General features: G+C 62.2%; 11 protein-coding genes. 1 reads left to right on the forward strand and 10 read right to left on the reverse strand.

Features of this window, described 5'->3' with window-relative positions; all coding sequences use genetic code 11:
• Positions 1–42 precede the first annotated feature (42 nt).
• From V6657_RS18345 to V6657_RS18370, 6 genes are all read right to left on the reverse strand, one after another.
• Entirely contained in the window at positions 43–723 is a 681-nt protein-coding gene (locus V6657_RS18345) for a c-type cytochrome (RefSeq protein WP_082170296.1), read from the reverse strand.
• Complete coding sequence (locus V6657_RS18350) at positions 723–2,210, reverse strand: FAD-dependent oxidoreductase (RefSeq protein ID WP_048935511.1); 1,488 nt, start codon at positions 2,208–2,210, stop codon at positions 723–725. The genes V6657_RS18345 and V6657_RS18350 overlap by 1 nt, the downstream gene beginning before the upstream one ends.
• 35 nt (positions 2,211–2,245) lie before the next feature.
• Complete coding sequence (locus tag V6657_RS18355) at positions 2,246–2,935, reverse strand: c-type cytochrome (protein WP_137884949.1); 690 nt, start codon at positions 2,933–2,935, stop codon at positions 2,246–2,248.
• Positions 2,932–4,428 (reverse strand): FAD-dependent oxidoreductase, encoded by a 1,497-nt coding sequence (locus tag V6657_RS18360; protein WP_048935513.1) that lies wholly within the window; start codon positions 4,426–4,428, stop codon positions 2,932–2,934. Before V6657_RS18360 ends, V6657_RS18355 begins: the two co-directional genes overlap by 4 nt.
• Positions 4,429–4,561: 133 nt before the next feature.
• Complete coding sequence (locus V6657_RS18365) at positions 4,562–5,440, reverse strand: phytanoyl-CoA dioxygenase family protein (protein WP_048935514.1); 879 nt, start codon at positions 5,438–5,440, stop codon at positions 4,562–4,564.
• Positions 5,441–5,526: 86 nt separating this feature from the next.
• Positions 5,527–6,888 carry an FAD-binding oxidoreductase gene (locus V6657_RS18370; RefSeq protein ID WP_048935515.1) on the reverse strand — a complete coding sequence of 454 codons (1,362 nt, stop codon included), beginning with the start codon at positions 6,886–6,888 and terminating at the stop codon, positions 5,527–5,529.
• A 723-nt stretch (positions 6,889–7,611) separates the two neighbouring features.
• On the opposite strand from V6657_RS18370, the gene V6657_RS18375 reads away from it, so the two are divergent.
• Complete coding sequence (locus V6657_RS18375; protein ID WP_048935516.1) at positions 7,612–9,045, forward strand: TetR/AcrR family transcriptional regulator; 1,434 nt, start codon at positions 7,612–7,614, stop codon at positions 9,043–9,045.
• Between the two features lie 294 nt (positions 9,046–9,339).
• Here the strand turns inward: V6657_RS18375 and V6657_RS18380 are convergent, their stop codons facing one another.
• From V6657_RS18380 to V6657_RS18395, 4 genes are all read right to left on the reverse strand, one after another.
• Positions 9,340–10,056 (reverse strand): phytanoyl-CoA dioxygenase family protein, encoded by a 717-nt coding sequence (locus V6657_RS18380; RefSeq protein ID WP_248694772.1) that lies wholly within the window; start codon positions 10,054–10,056, stop codon positions 9,340–9,342.
• Positions 10,057–10,142: 86 nt separating this feature from the next.
• The gene (locus tag V6657_RS18385) at positions 10,143–11,114 is read right to left on the reverse strand and encodes a YCF48-related protein (RefSeq protein ID WP_048935517.1); all 972 of its coding nucleotides are present in this window, start codon (positions 11,112–11,114) and stop codon (positions 10,143–10,145) included.
• 13 nt (positions 11,115–11,127) lie between these two features.
• Positions 11,128–13,488, reverse strand: a complete 2,361-nt coding sequence (locus tag V6657_RS18390; protein WP_048935518.1) for an efflux RND transporter permease subunit — start codon at positions 13,486–13,488, stop codon at positions 11,128–11,130.
• A gap of 63 nt (positions 13,489–13,551) precedes the next feature.
• Positions 13,552–15,387 (reverse strand): DUF1302 family protein, encoded by a 1,836-nt coding sequence (locus V6657_RS18395; protein WP_048935519.1) that lies wholly within the window; start codon positions 15,385–15,387, stop codon positions 13,552–13,554.
• Positions 15,388–15,398 lie beyond the last annotated feature (11 nt).

Genomic DNA, 15,398 nt, shown 5'->3' on the forward strand with positions numbered 1-15,398 from the left:
ATGTCTTCACCATTGCGCTTATCCACGAATAGCAGTCCTTTCTTATCGGCTGGCGATGAATTGCGCGAGGTCCTCGATGTCCTGCTGCGACAACGGGCCGGCCATCGCCGCCATCGCGCCGGTGGCATCGTGGCGCTTACCGGTCTTGAAGTTCGTGAGCTGATCGACCAGGTAGTCGTAGCCCTGCCCGGCCAATCGCGGATACTCATCCTTCCCTTCCAGTTGCTGCCCGTGGCAGGCGGCGCAATTCTTGGCCTTGGCCAGCGCCTCGCCACGTGCTACGCGCGCCGCATCGGCATGGAAGCTCGTGTTCGGCAGCGGCGTCATCTGCGAGAAATGCGTCACCATCGACTCGAACTCGTGCTCCGTCAGGCTGAGCGCAAATGACGTCATGGTCGGGTCGCTACGCTCGCCACTGGCGAATGCCTTGAGCTGCTTCCTGAGATAGGCCTCCTTCTGCCCCGCCAGGCGTGGATAGGCCTGGGTAACGGCGTTGCCTTCGAAGCCGTGGCAGTAAATGCAAGAATCGCTGGCGCGCGGCCAAGGACCATTCACACGTGCGTTGTTGTCCGAGATCTTGTCGACCTCATTGCTTATCCGCAGCAGGCCATAGACTTCCGGCCCATAGACGATGCCGCCGACCACGGCAGCCGCCAACAGCAGCCAGCCCGACAGGATGAGCATCCGCTTGCCACGGCTGCGTGGTTTCGTTGTGGTATTCATCAAGCCTTCCCCCCGGCTACGGCCTGCAGCGCCTGCAACGCTGCCTTGTGGCCGGAACGCACCGCACCATCCATGTAGCCCGCCCAGATTTCCGCCGTTTCCGTGCCCGACCAGATCAGCTTGCCGACCGACGGATGCAAGGCTTCACCGTAGGTGGTGAGAAAACCGGGCGGCATCGGCGACACGCAGCTCAGCGTCCATTTGTCTGCCTTGAGCCAATCACGCTGATGGAACGCGATGGGGTGCAGCGCTTCATCGCCAAACGCCTCGGCATAGATCTTCGAGAGTTGGGCCTCGGCCTCCTTCGGATCGGCCGGCAGCATGCTGATGTGCACGAACGCGTTGATCACGCCGAACGAGACATCCTCCGGCGAGTTGTCGTACGCCCAAAGCACCGGCCCCCCCGGTTGAAAAATCCAGCCGTTCAGGCCCTTGTCGCGCCAGAACGCTTTCTTGTAGACGTGCGACGTCTTTCGCCCGGGCGCAAACGCCGGCCAGCGGCGCTGCATTTCGCGGCGTTTCTCCGGCAGCGGCGGGTCGAAGGCGATCTGATTGCACAGCATCGGCGCGAGCGCGACGATCACGTTACGCGCACGGACCACACCATTTGCGGTATGAATGGCGACCGGTCCGTTCTGCCAGTTCTCAATGCGCAGCACGGGGGTCGACAGCTTCACCTTGTCGCCCAGAGCCTGCGCCATCTTGATCGACAGAATCTGCGAGCCGCCCGAGAGTCGGGTGCCCTGCGCGCCGTCCTTGACCGCTTCGAGCCGGTCGTAGTTGCATTCGGCTGAATTGACCATCGACAACCAGTGCAGCAGCGACAGTCGCGCCGGCGAAGCGCCACCCGTGATCGCCAAGCCGGTCGACCAGCCGATCTGGTCTGCATTTGCGATGTTCTTTTTCACCAGCCAGTCACCGACCGACATTGCGTCGAACTCGGCGGCGCGCGGCGATTTCCACGGCGCGCCGCACGGCACGCTCTTGGCCAGCTCCTCGAGTTCATGCGCAATCTTCGGATCCGTGCCGAAGCCGCCCTCGGTATCGACTGCGGCACGCGCGCCACCGGCCAGCATCACGGTCTTGCCCTGCCAGTAGGTTGGAAACGTGCCAACACCCAGCTCGCGAGCCAGATCGGCAACCGCAGTCTGACCCGGCCCGATCCATTGGCCGCCCGATTCCGAGAAGTAGCCGTTGCCGAGGTCGTGGTTGAGGGTGCGTCCGCCAACACGGTCGCGCGCCTCCAGCACCACGAAGGATTCGCATCCGGCACGCTTCAGGTCCCGTGCAGCGGTCAGGCCGGCCAGCCCGGCACCGATGATGGCCACCTCAAGTACGTCGCGCTCATCGCTCGCAGCCGTTGCAGCGCTCGCCACCTTCGGTAGTACCGCCGCCGTCGCCGCTGCCGTCACCGATGCGGCCATGCCGAGAAAGCCGCGCCGCGTGAGCGCGGCCGCCTCCTCGCGTTTCTTTGCAATATCGTCCATCTTGTTTTCCGCCTAGCTTGAAAAATCTGCGTGGTCTATCGGCTTGCGACGTATTGCGCGAGGTCGTCGATATCCTGCTGCGACAGCGCTCCGACGACCGCCGTCATCGAACCCGTGGCATCGCGGCGTGCACCGCTCTTGAAGTTGTTCAACTGATCGCGCAGATAGCCGTAACCCTGCCCGGCCAGTCGCGGATACAGGTCTTTGCCCTCCAACTGCTGCCCGTGACAAGCGGCGCAGTTGTTGGCCTTGACCAGCGCCTCGCCGCGCGCCACGCGTGCAGGGTCCGCCTGGAACGTCGTGTTCGGCAGCGCCGTCATCTTCGAGAAATGCGCCGCCAAGCCGTCAAGCTCGTGTTGCGACATGCTTGCTGCCAGCGACGTCATGGTCGAATTGCTGCGCTCGCCGCTGGCGAAGGCGGTGAGCTGCTTCTTGAGGTAGGCCTCCGGCTGACCCGCCAGGCGCGGATAGGTCTGGGCGCGTGCGTTGCCCTCATAACCATGGCAAGACACGCACACTTCGCTGACGCGTGGCCATGGACCGCCGACACGCGCGTCCTCCTGCGTGATCTGGTCGAGTTGCTTGCCAAACTGCAGCAGGCCATAGAACTCCGGCCCGTACATGACGCCGCCGACCACCGCTGCGGCCAACAGCAGCGCGCCCCCCAGTACCAGAATCCGCTTGCCGCGACCGCGTGATTTCGTTGTCGTATTCGTGTTCATCATGCTTTCCCCCCAGCCGCGGCCTGAAGCGCTTGCAATGCCGCCTTGTGGCCCGACCGTATTGCGCCGTCCATGGTGGTAATCCAGATTTCTGCGGTTTCCGTACCCGCCCAGATCAACCGGCCGATTGGCGGATGCAGCACATCGCCGTACTTGGTGAGAAAGCCCGGGGGTATGGGGGATGTGCAGCTCAATGACCAGTTGTCAGCCTTGCCCCAGTCGTGCTCGTGGTACGCGACGGGATGCAGCGCTTCGTCGCCAAACGCCTGGGCATAGATGCGCGAGAGCTCGGCTTCGGCGGCCTTCGGGTCGGACGGCAGCACGCCGTTGTTCACAAAGGCCGAGATCACGCCGAACGAGACATCCTCCGGCGAGTTGTCGAAGGCAAATTGGACCGGCCCCTTCAATTGCACGAGCATGCCGTCCAAGCCCTTGTCACGCCAGAACGCCTTCTTGTAGACATGCGCTGTCTTGCGCATCGGTGCATAAGCAGGCCAGCGGCGCTGCATTTCCCGGCGCTTTTCCGGCAGCGGCGGATCGAAGGCGATCTGGTTGCACAGCGATGGCGAGAGCGCAACGATCAAACTGCGCGAGCGAACCACGCCCTTCGCGGTGTGGATGGTCACCGGCCCGTTCTGCCAGTTCTCGATGCGCAGCACCGGGGTCGACAGGCGCACCTTGTCGCCCAGCGCCTCGGCCATCTTGATTGACAGGATCTGCGAACCGCCCGAGATGCGGCTCTCCTGTGCACCGCCCTTGATTGCTTCGAGCTGCCTGTAATTGCAATCCGCCGAGTTGATCAGCGAAAGATAGTGCAGCATCGATAGTTTTTCCGGTGCAGTACCCGTCGTCAGCTGCGCGGCAAGCGCCCAGCCGATTTGGTCTTCCGGTGTGAGGTGCTTGGTTGCCAGCCAGTCGGCTAGCGACATGGCGTCGAACTCGGCAGCACGCGGTGACGTCCACGGTGCGGCGGTCGGCACGCTCCTGGCCATCTCCTCGAGCTCGCGCCGCAGCTTCGGATCCGTGTCAAAGCCGCCGTCGTTTGCGAGGGTTGTGCGTGCGTTGCCGGCAAGCATCACCAAATCGCCCTCCCAGTGCGTCGGAAAGGTGCCGACACCCAGCTCGCGAGCCAGATTGGCGATCGCGGTCTGGCCCGGCCCGATCCATTGGCCACCCGCTTCCGAGAAGTAGCCGTTGCCGAGATCGTGGTTAAGGGTCCGTCCGCCGACGCGGTCGCGCGCTTCCAGCACCACGAAGGACTCGCACCCCGCACGCTTCAGGTCACGTGCGGCAGTCAGGCCTGCCAGCCCGGCGCCGATGATGGCCACCTCGAGCACATCGCGGCCATCGCTTGCTGCAGTGACTGCGCTCGCCACATTCGGCAATACCGCCGCCGTCGCCGCAGCCGTCACCGATGCGGCCATGCCGAGAAAGCCGCGCCGCGTGAGCGCGGCCGCCTCCGGCGCCTCCTCGTGTTTCTTTGCAATGTCGTCCATCTTGCCCCCCGGGCTTAACTTGAAAAATCTGCGTGATCTATTGGCTTGCGATGCATTGCGCCAGTGACATCGCCGCCCATGAAGCGGTTGAGCCCTACCCATGCGCTCCGTGGGTAGGACGGATGCACTGGAGTCAGTTGAAGTGGCCGACCTCGACAAAGTCGTCCTGCTGGAGCAACGCCTGCGGGTCGGTCATCACCCCGTTGCGCTCGACAAATCCTGCATAGGTCGTGCTGCACGACCACCCGAGCAGCCGCTGCATATCCTCAGGGAAGCGCTTGACGCGCTCGATCGGCAACGTCAGGTAGTGGTTCTCTTCCTGCCGCAGGATCGCGAGGTCATACGACATGGTCAGCCCCGTGCGCGGCGCATTGCTGCGGTTCTGACCACCGCCGTGGTACGTCGAACCGATGAAGATCAGTGCATCGCCAGCATCCATCGCGGTCGGGATCGCCTCTTCTTGCTTTGGCATGCGCTCGTCATCCCACTTGTGGCTGCCCGGGATGACCAAGGTCCCGCCGTTCTCTTCGGAGAAATCGGTGATGGCGATCATGATCTGCACGCGCGCTTCCCGGTTGTAGCCGGGGTGTCGCCACAGCCAGACCGAATCGTCACGATGCAACGGTTGCACGCCTTGACCAGGGTGAATCTGAATGGCCTGCGTCACACCCACCTGAATATCGGGCGCCACCTCGACCTGGTTCTCTCCACTCCAGAGCGCGATCGGTTTCTGCAGGATGAGGCGTGCGGTTTCGAGATACAGCGGGTTCAGCGCGACGTCGACCATATGGTCGGTGCGGGCAAACAGACGTGACAGGCGCCGCGTTTGTGCACCGGCAAAGTATTCGTCCACCCCATTCGGTGTGGTTTCGAGCATCGGAAGAAGATCCTGCTTCAGGTTTTCGAGCAGGCTGGGGCTGAGGAAGCCCTTCACGATCACACCGCCGTCCGCTTCAATGACGGACGCAAGTTCAGAGGGCGTTGCTGAGTTGGGGAAACGCTTGACGGACATGGTGTTACCTCACGTTGATGTTGATGGCTGAATAACGGCGAAACGGCCCAAGGCGTCGTGTTGCTTTGCAGTGAGAGCGCTCGCCTTCAGGCTGCCGCGCCCCGCACCTTGCGGTTCAACCGATCGTCCAATGTGTTTGCCGCGGCCAGCGCCCCATTAAGGAGACACCAGCGGAACGGCTCCGGCGGCAGCGAGGGCGTGTCGTAGCGCAACGCTGCGAGCAGCGGCGGCTCGGACCCGCGAATCTTCTGGGCGAGCATGTTCCCGAGCATGGATTGACTGGCCAAGCCATGGCCAGAACACCCGGCGGCGTAGTAGATGTTCTGGTTTGCGCCGGTGGTGCCGACCACGGGAAGCGCGTTGCCGGCGGTGCTGATATAGCCGCTCCAGCAGTGCCGCAATGTGATGTCCTTCAAGGTGGGCAAACGCTCATGGAGGTTTGCTCTCAACGCTCGATACTGGTCGTAGGCGGGCACATTCGGCGTTTCTGAGCCGTAGGGGTAGTGGATGCGTTTGACGGTCGAGATGACTGTGTTGCGCGCTGTCAGGCGGAAGCTCTCCATGCTGTAGTGACCCGTCACGATGCCTTCGCGCCTTGGCCAATCCAGCGAGGCCAACTGCACTGCAGACAGCGGTTCGGTCTCAACCGCCGAGATCCGCAATGGCACCACCTTGTTTGCAAGCAAACCGAGCTGCGGGGTGTAGGCATTGGTAGCCAACAGCAGCACCGGGGCGCTGACGGTACCGCGCGGCGTCTTCACCTGGATGACCGGGCCTTCGGTGTAAGACAGCAGCGGCGTGTTCTCGTAGAGCTTCACGCGGGCCTGCAGCGCGGCACGGCGCAGGCCCATGATGTATTTGCCCGGGTGCAGTGTTCCTCCGGCCGGCGTGTATTCGCCAAACAGAAATGCCGGTGGAATCCCGCGTGCGCGCATTTGCGCGTGGTCCAGAAATTCCGACTTGTGGCCGTGTTCGATACCGACCTGCATATCCGCGCGGATCTTCTTTTCCTGCGACGAATGGACACCCGCCCGGATCCACCCGGACTGCACGTACTCGCAGTCGATATCGTGTTCCTTGAGCTTGCCTTCCACGAAACCGACAGCGTCGTCGTAGTAGCGGACGATCTGCGTCGCCCGTTCCTTGCTCAGGCCCCTGAACATGAGGTCGTATTCGAGCGCCATGGCGCCGGCCAGATAGCCTGCGTTGCGTCCACTTGCGCCGAAGCCCGCGAAATCCCGCTCAATCACAACGACGTTCGCGCCCAGCCTGGCCAACTCCAGCGCCGCGGAAAGACCCGCGAAACCGGCACCAGCAATCACAACATCCGCGCTGACGTTGCCCTCGAGCGCGTGCTGCATGTTGTCGGGCTTTTCAACCCACCCGCCCAGCGCCCGATACTTCCCCAGGTCGGCGCGCTCTTTACCACGCTCAAGATCCATACTCATTTCGGACTTCCTCAATCCCTGCGCAAGATGTGGACGACCAGCGCGGCTTCTTCGGAGCCTTGCATCCCTCCATGCACGACGACGGGGTGCTTTTCCATGGTTGCCTCCTCCTACGACTTCCTCTGTTGAGGGTTCGGTAAGCCCAAACGTGAATCAATCGCGGCGGTGCGCTCCACATCAGTTGAAGCCAGCCCCCATGCGCCGAGTGACAGAGAAGCGCCACCGCCCGTCTTCTGTTTCACCATCAAGTTGGGAAGCCGTTCAGCACTTCCGGAAAAGCATTGCGCACGCAACCAGCCCTGCGACGCATGAAACCCCTCACCTGATTCCGCGGCCGACATCGTCCTTACATGAGCGTATTACCGGCCCTCAAATTACGTTATTACGGCCTAATATTAACGGCGCTACGGCCTACTCTCAAGGACGAGCACGTTAGGGAAAACACCGACCGAGCGCTACGCAAACGCTGTCGAGCTGGTCTAACTTCGCTCACTGCAAGTGACAGCCTGGCGCGGCAGACCATCGGAAGCGTTTCGCAACGCGAGGTTGACGGGAAACGTCCTCTGCGACGGACTCGCGTTAAAGACGCACGCGAGCGCCGCGCGCCACGAAGCAGTCATCGCTCGCGCACAAGGACGTGAGGGAAAGAGGCAGCGTTTTTCCCATTCCGTCGGATAGGCCTATAATTTGCAGAAGTCTTGTACAAGCCATGGGAGAGTCGACGTGCAAAATAGCGCGGTCAAGCAAGGAACCCCTGACCATTCGGAGGGAGCCAAGTCCGCCGTGCGCCCGTCAACACGGCGCAATCGGGAACAGCGCATTCGCGAGATCCTCGAAACCGCGCGCCAGGTCTTTCAAGAAGACGGCTATGCCGGATTCGCAATACGCCGTGTAGCCGATCGCATGGGCATCACCCATGGAAATCTGCAGTATTACTTTCGAACGACAGAAGAGTTGCTGCGCACCGCACTCCCGGCCTATATGAGCCAGGTCATGGAGGACTACACAGCGATTGCGAATCGTCCGGGCACGGGAGCGGCTCAACGTTGCTCCGCGCTGATCAATCGCATCTTCCAGAACATCAACGAAACCGATCTGCCGAAATTCATGGTGGAGATCTGGGCGTTCGCCTCGCATGAAGCCTTTGTCGCAGAACTGCTGGACGATATGCAGGCGCGTTTTCGAGACCTCTTTGCGAAGTTGTTGTCGGAACTCCACCCCACGTTGAGTCACGAAGAATGTCTGGTGCGTGCCGCCGTGATCGGTGCCCAAATGGACGGCATGACGCTATTCGCGTCCCATGGCGATTACCCCGGAAGAGACTATGTCGAGCTCGCTCGTGTTGCGAAGCGCGCCGTCAAGATGGTCGTGAGTGCTTCAGCAGCAACGCTGCAAAGCGAGGTGCCTCTTCGTCGTCCACGGACACTGCACGACGGTAGCGATGCCCGTGTCAGCATTTTTGGATCTGACGGATATCTGCAGCCGGCCCTACTGGAATTGCGCGCGCGTCAGTCGACTCAAGACACCTTCCATTACCGGCCGACAGCTCAGGGCAAACGCAGAGAGCTCAAGATCAACGAGATCATCTCCACCGCCGCCAACCTGCTGGCGACGGAAGGCTATGCAAATTTCACCCTGGCACGGGTGGCCAGAGAACTCGGCACTCTGCCATCCGCGCTTCAGAACTATTTCCCGACCCATGACGACTTGCTCCGCTCGACGATGGGGGCGGTGGGGCAGGCTTATCTGGACCGCTACTCAGAGATCGGCAAACCGAGCGGCAAACCGGCACTGGAGCGCATGCTCGAAATTGCCGCAGAAAACTTCGAGGAAACCTGTGTTCCTGCGGTGCAGCAGCTGTGGTCGGAGATGTGGGCGCTGGCCCAGCATTCGGATATCACGCGTGAACATGTGAGAAACGGCTATGCCGCCTACCGGGTGGTCTGGGCCGACCTCATCCGGGAGGTCGACGCGACGGCAACCGCGCGGGAATGCCTCGCTCGCGCAACGCTCATCACAGCACTGCTGGACGGTGTCACGGTGCTGAGGTTTGACGCCCAGCATCAATCGGTGAGCGAGGACCGCGCGTTCGAGCTGGTGATGGTGATGACTGCGCTCATCGCGCAAGGGCGGATCGCCCCCAACGACGCTCTGTAAAGCAAAAACAAAAAAAAGGATGCCGTGCTGCCACGGCATCGAAAGACCCCAGAGGAGACCAAAGCTAGGATCTAGGAGGCGTCACCAGCGTACGTTTTCAATCGCATCGGATGACTGTGTTCGCTGGTTTAAGGGGGCGTAGCGATGGCGTACGCTGCTGAGACGATGACTTTGCTCGCCTCAGCGCACCTGCGTGCAGTAAGGCGCCCGGAACGGCTCGCCCGGCGTCAGTGACGGATCGTTGAGATTGCTGATGTCGTAGCCGTAGTTGCATCCCCCGGTTGGCAGGGGCCGTTAGAACACCTTGTCGCCGTAGAAGCGGTAGACCAGCGTATGGCGATCCGGGCAATCCGGGGTCACGGGCGCACCGCCGTGCAGCGAGCCCGAGTGGAACAACAGCGCATCGCCCGGCTCGAGATCCCAGGAGACAACGTCCCACGAGGCTGGGTCTTGTGCACGGTCTGCCTCAATGTTGGGCAGTAGCGGCCAATCGGTGTTGGCCCACAGCGGCTTGATGTGATCGTTGGGATCGTTGTAGGACGTACCGTTGTACTGCGCCCCAAGGTGAGAGCCTCGTACGACCTCCAGCGCGTTCTTGCGGGGAATCTGCTCAAAGCACGTCCAGATGTTGAGCAACTGCGGTCCGCTGAACGGATAGTACGAAGTGTCCTGGTGCCACGGCGACCGCCCCGCTCTGCCGCCCTTCTTGATGAAGAGTTCCTCGCCGATGAACCACACATGCTCGGAATCCCAGAGCGACGCTACAAATTCATCGAGCCCCAACGCCTTGACCGTCGCGACGTGCACATCGCGGTTATCGAAGTTGCCGTAGTCGTTGAAATGCTCATCCGGCGTGCCTGCAAAGGCATAACCGTGCTGCGGGCTGGGGTGGGCAATCCCGTAATCGAACGCCTCGCGCATCTGCTTGAGGCGCTCGGGTGAAAACAGGCCCCGGGCGACGGTGGCACCATCGCGCGCCAGCTCCAGCTTCATCTGCTCTGTCACTTGCATGTGAACCCCTTCTTACCTCGTTGGATAACGAACCGTCTCGAAGATGTCGGGAGACACGGGGAGACGTGTGTCCGCTTTAACTGGCCTCAGAGCCCAGCCAGCACGCCCTCTTTCGAAAATAGAATCGGCTTGCCACCTGCATCGATCACAGCGGCGGTGAGTGCCGCGCGGTCTTCACGCTGTGCCACCGCCAGCGGCGCGCCGTCTTCACGCTGCTTGAGCACGAGCCCATCCAGCCCAACCGCAACGAGCTCTTTACCCGACGCAGCAAGACCGGTGATCGAACTCTTGGTCTCGGCCTTCAACGGTTGCCAGGTCGCCCCGCCATCGCTGCTCTGGAACAGGCTGCCGAGCAGACCACCCACCACAATCCGCCCATCGGGCATGGCTACACCCGACCACAGCGAGCCCCTGCCGCCCGTGGCGAGGTAGTCCCAGGTGGCGCCGCCGTCCGTCGACTTGAGCACCGTCCCCTGCTCAGCCGAGATGTAGAACGCGCCCTTCTGATCCGCAAACACGTGGTACAGGTTGCGGTCGCCCTTGCCGCCGCCGGGCGGTTTCGGCAGCGTCGTTTTCGTCCACGTCTTGCCGCCGTCGTGGGTCTGCAGCATCAAAGACCACAGGCCGACCGCAATGCCGTCGCGGTCGTTTGTAAAGACCACCGAGAACAGCGGTTGATCGACGGCCGTGTCCATGCGCTGCTTGACCCAGGTTTCACCACCATCACTAGTCGCGAGAATCACACCCCACTGCCCGACTGCCCAGCCGTGTTTTTCATCGGCAAAGGAGACAGCGGATAGCGTGGCAGACACCGGCACCGTGCGTGCCTGCCGATACGTCTTGCCTTCATCGTCGGAGAGCAGAACGATGCCGTGCTCGCCCACGGCGACGACGCGTTTTCCGGCGCGCGTGGCGTCCAGCAGCATCCTGTTGGTCGGCGCTGGCCACGTATGCGCAGGCTTGGCGCTCCAGGTCGCGACCGTGCCTTCGGAGGGTGCTTGTGCAAGGGCTACAGACGCCGCGCACAGTGCGATGCTGGTCAGGATCGTTTTCATCATGGCTGTCTCCCGTTCAATGGCTCAGCAGGCCCGGCGCACGCGCCGGCTTGCGACGCGGGAACCAGCGCTCCAGCACCGAAGCCAGCGCCGGCAGTGCCGTCATCGCCATCACCAGGTTCACGATGAACATGAAGGCCAGCAGCTTGCCCATGTCCGCCTGGAACTTGAGCGCAGAGAAGCTCCACGTCGCCACACCGACGGCCAGTGTGATGGCGGTAAAGATCGTCGCCACACATTCGAACTCCAACGCACGCTCCATCGCGCGCTCGATCGGGTCGCCCTCGGCCAGGTGCCGCTGCAGGCGGTTGTAGATGTACAGCGCATAGTCCACGCCGATGCCCACCGCCAGCACCATCACCGGCAGCGTAGCCACGGTCAGGCCGATCTTGAGTTCCTTCATGAACCAGTAGCCAATGAAGGTCGCCACCGTCAGCGGCACGCAGCACGCCAACATCGAGCGCCAGTCGCGGTAGGCCAGGAACACCAGGATCACGATAGCCGCGTATACGTACAGCATCATCGGCAGCTCGCTGTGCTCCACCTCGTCATTGGTGGCGGCCAGCACGCCTGCATTCCCTGCCGCCAGGCGGATATTGACGCCGGGGAATGGATGCGACACGCGGTACTGCTTGATGTCGTCCAGGATGCGGTTGATCGTCGTCGCCTTGTGGTCGGTCAGGTACAGGTGCACCGCGGTCATGCTGCAGTCGGCCTTCATGAAGCCCTTCAGCCGCGCCACGTCCACCGACACCGCACCGTAGTTCTCGGGGTCGATCGGCACGACGTTCATCTTTGGATAGTCTTCGTTGTAGCCCGCGTTGTAGGTACGCAGCATCCCCGAGTACGACTGCGCGGACACCACGCCCGGTTCGGTGCGCATGGCGGCGGTGAACTCGTCCTCGTACAGGCCGACGGCCGGGTTATCGCACGCTTTGCCGGTCGATTCGATCGCCACTGACAGCCAGTCGAGGCCCATGTCGTAGTTGCCCGCAATCGACGTCGCATCGCGGTTGAAGCGGGCTTCTTCGCGCAACTCCGGTGCGCCAGGCTGCAGCGTGCCGATCACGCGGTCACGGCTCTGCCAGACAGATAGCCCAAACACCATCAGCGTGATCAACAGCGTGACGCCAGCGTACTTTGGCTGCGCCACCTTGGACAGCGGACGCAGCACCGCCGAACGCCAAGCCGCACGCTTGAGCGCGCTCTGCGCATACGCCTGCGTGAAGTTGAAGCACGAGGCAGCCACCGGCAACAGGATCAGGTTCGTCACGATCTTGTAGGCCACGCCCAGCGATGCCGTGATGGCCAGTTCGCGCACCATCGGGATCGGAATCAGCAGCAGCGTGACGAACGACACAAACGCGGTGACCAGCGCCAGCACGCCCGGGATCAGCAGACCACTGAAGCTGTGGCGCGCGGCGTCGTACGAGCTATTGCCGCGAGCGATCTCACGCACGATGAAGTTGACCTGCTGCACACCATGCGACACCCCGATGGCGAACACCAGGAACGGCACCAGCACGGCCAGCGGATCCAGCCCGAAGCCCAGCAGCCGCAGCGTGCCGAACTGCCAGACGAGTGAGCTCAACGAGCACACGATCAGCAGTACCGTGAAGCGCACCGAGTGGCAGTACCAGTACACCGAAAGGGCCGTCAGCAGCAGCGCGATCGCGCAGAAGACGAGTACGCCCTTGGCGCCATCGGCAATGTCACCGATCTGCTTGGCAAAGCCGATGATCTGGACCTCGTAGCCGGCATCTTCGAACGGCTTACGGATCTTGTCTTCGAGCGTGTGGTTGAACGCCACGTAGTCGAGCACCTTGCCGGCACTGTCGCGCTCGTTCAGCTCCGCGGTGATCATCGCGCTGTCTTCGTTGTGCGAGACCAGCGTGCCCACGTAGCCGCCGAGCGTGGTCGCGCGACGAATGCTCGCAACGACTTCTGGCGTCAGTTGATCCGGTGTGATGTTGCCCGAGATGATCGGCTCGGCGCGGAAGCCTTCTTCGGTGATCTCGTTGACGAACGCGTTGGGTGTCCACAGCGAGCGCACACCGATGCGGTCCACGTTCGGAAGGTAGATGACGGCCTGGGTCACGTTGTACAACCTTGTGAGCCCCTCCGGCGTCCAGATCGAGCCCTTCTTGGCGCGCACCACCACCGTGATGCGGTTCGCACCTAGCAGATCGTTCCGGTACTTCTGGAACGTCTGGATGTACTCATGGCCGATCGGCATTTGCTTCTCGAAGCCCGCATCCATGCGCAGTTGCACAGCAAACACGGCCATGCCTGCAGTGAATAGGCCAATCACCACCAGCACGATCGCGCGGTGGCCGAAGAAGGCTTTTTCCAGCCCCGCAACAAGACGATTCAACACGACACTACCCCTTCAAGTATTTCTGGCGGCGCACCGCGTGCGCCACCGCCCGGCACGGACACGTCAGAAGTTGCGCGTGATGAATGCGCCGATGAAGTTGCGATCCGAGTACGGATTGCCCACCGTGTTGTGCCCGCCCCAGAACGCCGTGAAGTTGATGCCCGCCTGCCACACCGTCGGGTTCTGGTTGAACAGCACGTAGAAGTTGGCCGACTTCGCGCCCTGCATGTAGTTCGCGCTGAAGGTCGGTGTGTAGCCGTAGAGCCCCGCGTTGAATGTCACGCCTGGCGTCACCTGCCAACCGGGGATGAGCGTGCCGTCATACGTCCAGTTGAAGTCGACGGTCACTCCGCCTGAGGCGGCCGTACCCTGCCGCATGCCGATGGGGTAACCCGTGTCCGAGTTGTAGTTCAACCACGTCCCGTAGCCAGCCTGGGGCGCCTGCATGACCTGCACGCCGTTGACGGTACGTGTCACGCTTCCGCCCAGGCCGGGGTAGTAGACCATCGTCGCTTCTGCGGTCAGCGAGGCCGAATCTGCTCCGATCATCTTGAGGAACGGATACTCGCTGCGCGTGAGCGCCAGAATGCCATTGATGCCGAACTGCAGCTTCTTGCGGTCGACCCACTGCTGGCAGTCGACACCGCCCGGGTTCACGTTCAGGTCCATCGGTCCGCCTGCGCCGTAGCAGGCCGAGAGCGCCACCGCGTCACGCGGGCGATACGACAGCTCGGTACCAACTGCCCACGGTCCCACCGGGAAGTTCGCGCTGATACCAAACAACTGACGATTCTGCTGATACGACCACTGCGCCGTGCTATTCGCGAACGAGGTCAACACGGGCGACTTGTCGGTGTAGTTCTCGTAGTAGAACGCGAAGTTCGCGTCGATGGAGGTCGGCACATAGTTGAACTTCACACCGAACTGTGGCTTGTATTTCGAAGGCAGCTTGTTGGAGACCGGCTGCCCGAACGAGAACGATGGGGGGCCAGCGAAGTCGCCATTGACCAGGCCGTTGTTGATCGCCGCAATGGTGCCCGGGTCATGGCTGTTCAAACCGTTCTGGCCTGCGACCGTACCTGCGCTCGGGCCGTTCGCGTTGAAGTTGGTCGTGTTCGCGGTGAAAGGCTCAGCACCACGGCCCACAGCGTTGGACGCCGACCAGAAGGAGCCAACCGGCGGCAAGCGGTTGCCGTTCCAGATGAACTGGTAATACGCCTCGGTGCTCAAGCCATGCGAGAGATTCGTGGCAAAGCTCACCATCGGTGCAGGTAGCAGCGCCTGCTTGAGCTGCGAGCCCGGAATCAGGAGCTTCTGGATATCGAGCGAGTTGGTGGCGTTGATGCCGCCCATGGCAAACATGCTCTCGCCCCAGTTGATGACCTGGTTGCCGATACGGACGTGGGCGTTCTGATCCGCCACGGTAAAGTCCTTCTGCGCCCATAGATCAAGCACGTGCGCGTCATAAACCACCTGCGCCCTCGCATCACTCGACAGCGGCGTGCGCTCGGTGTTCTTGGCCATGAAGTCGTACATGCCCGTGCCGCGCGCCATGAACTTCAGGCCCTCGCTGGGCATCGTCAGCAGCAGCTCGCTGGTCGCGCTCAGGTACGCGCTGTAGGGCTTCCACTTGCGGTAGTTCAAATCACCGTTGTCGCCCGCGCCCCACTGGTCGGTATTGGCCGCCGCACCGCAGCCGTTTGCGTTCGGATCACCCGTGAGCGCGCAGCTCGGGGTTTTCGTCCGCGTTGCCACACCGGCCGTGACGTTGCTCACCAGCGAGCCTTTCACCGCGTCGTCCGTGCCCATGGTGAAGTCGTAGGCGTACGCTGCAGACGTTGTTGCCGTCAACACGGCGAGCGAAATCGCTGTCCGCGTGGACATCTTCTTGGTATTCATGTTTTCCTCCA

This window comes from Ralstonia sp. RRA, from assembly GCF_037023145.1.
Taxonomy (GTDB): domain Bacteria; phylum Pseudomonadota; class Gammaproteobacteria; order Burkholderiales; family Burkholderiaceae; genus Ralstonia.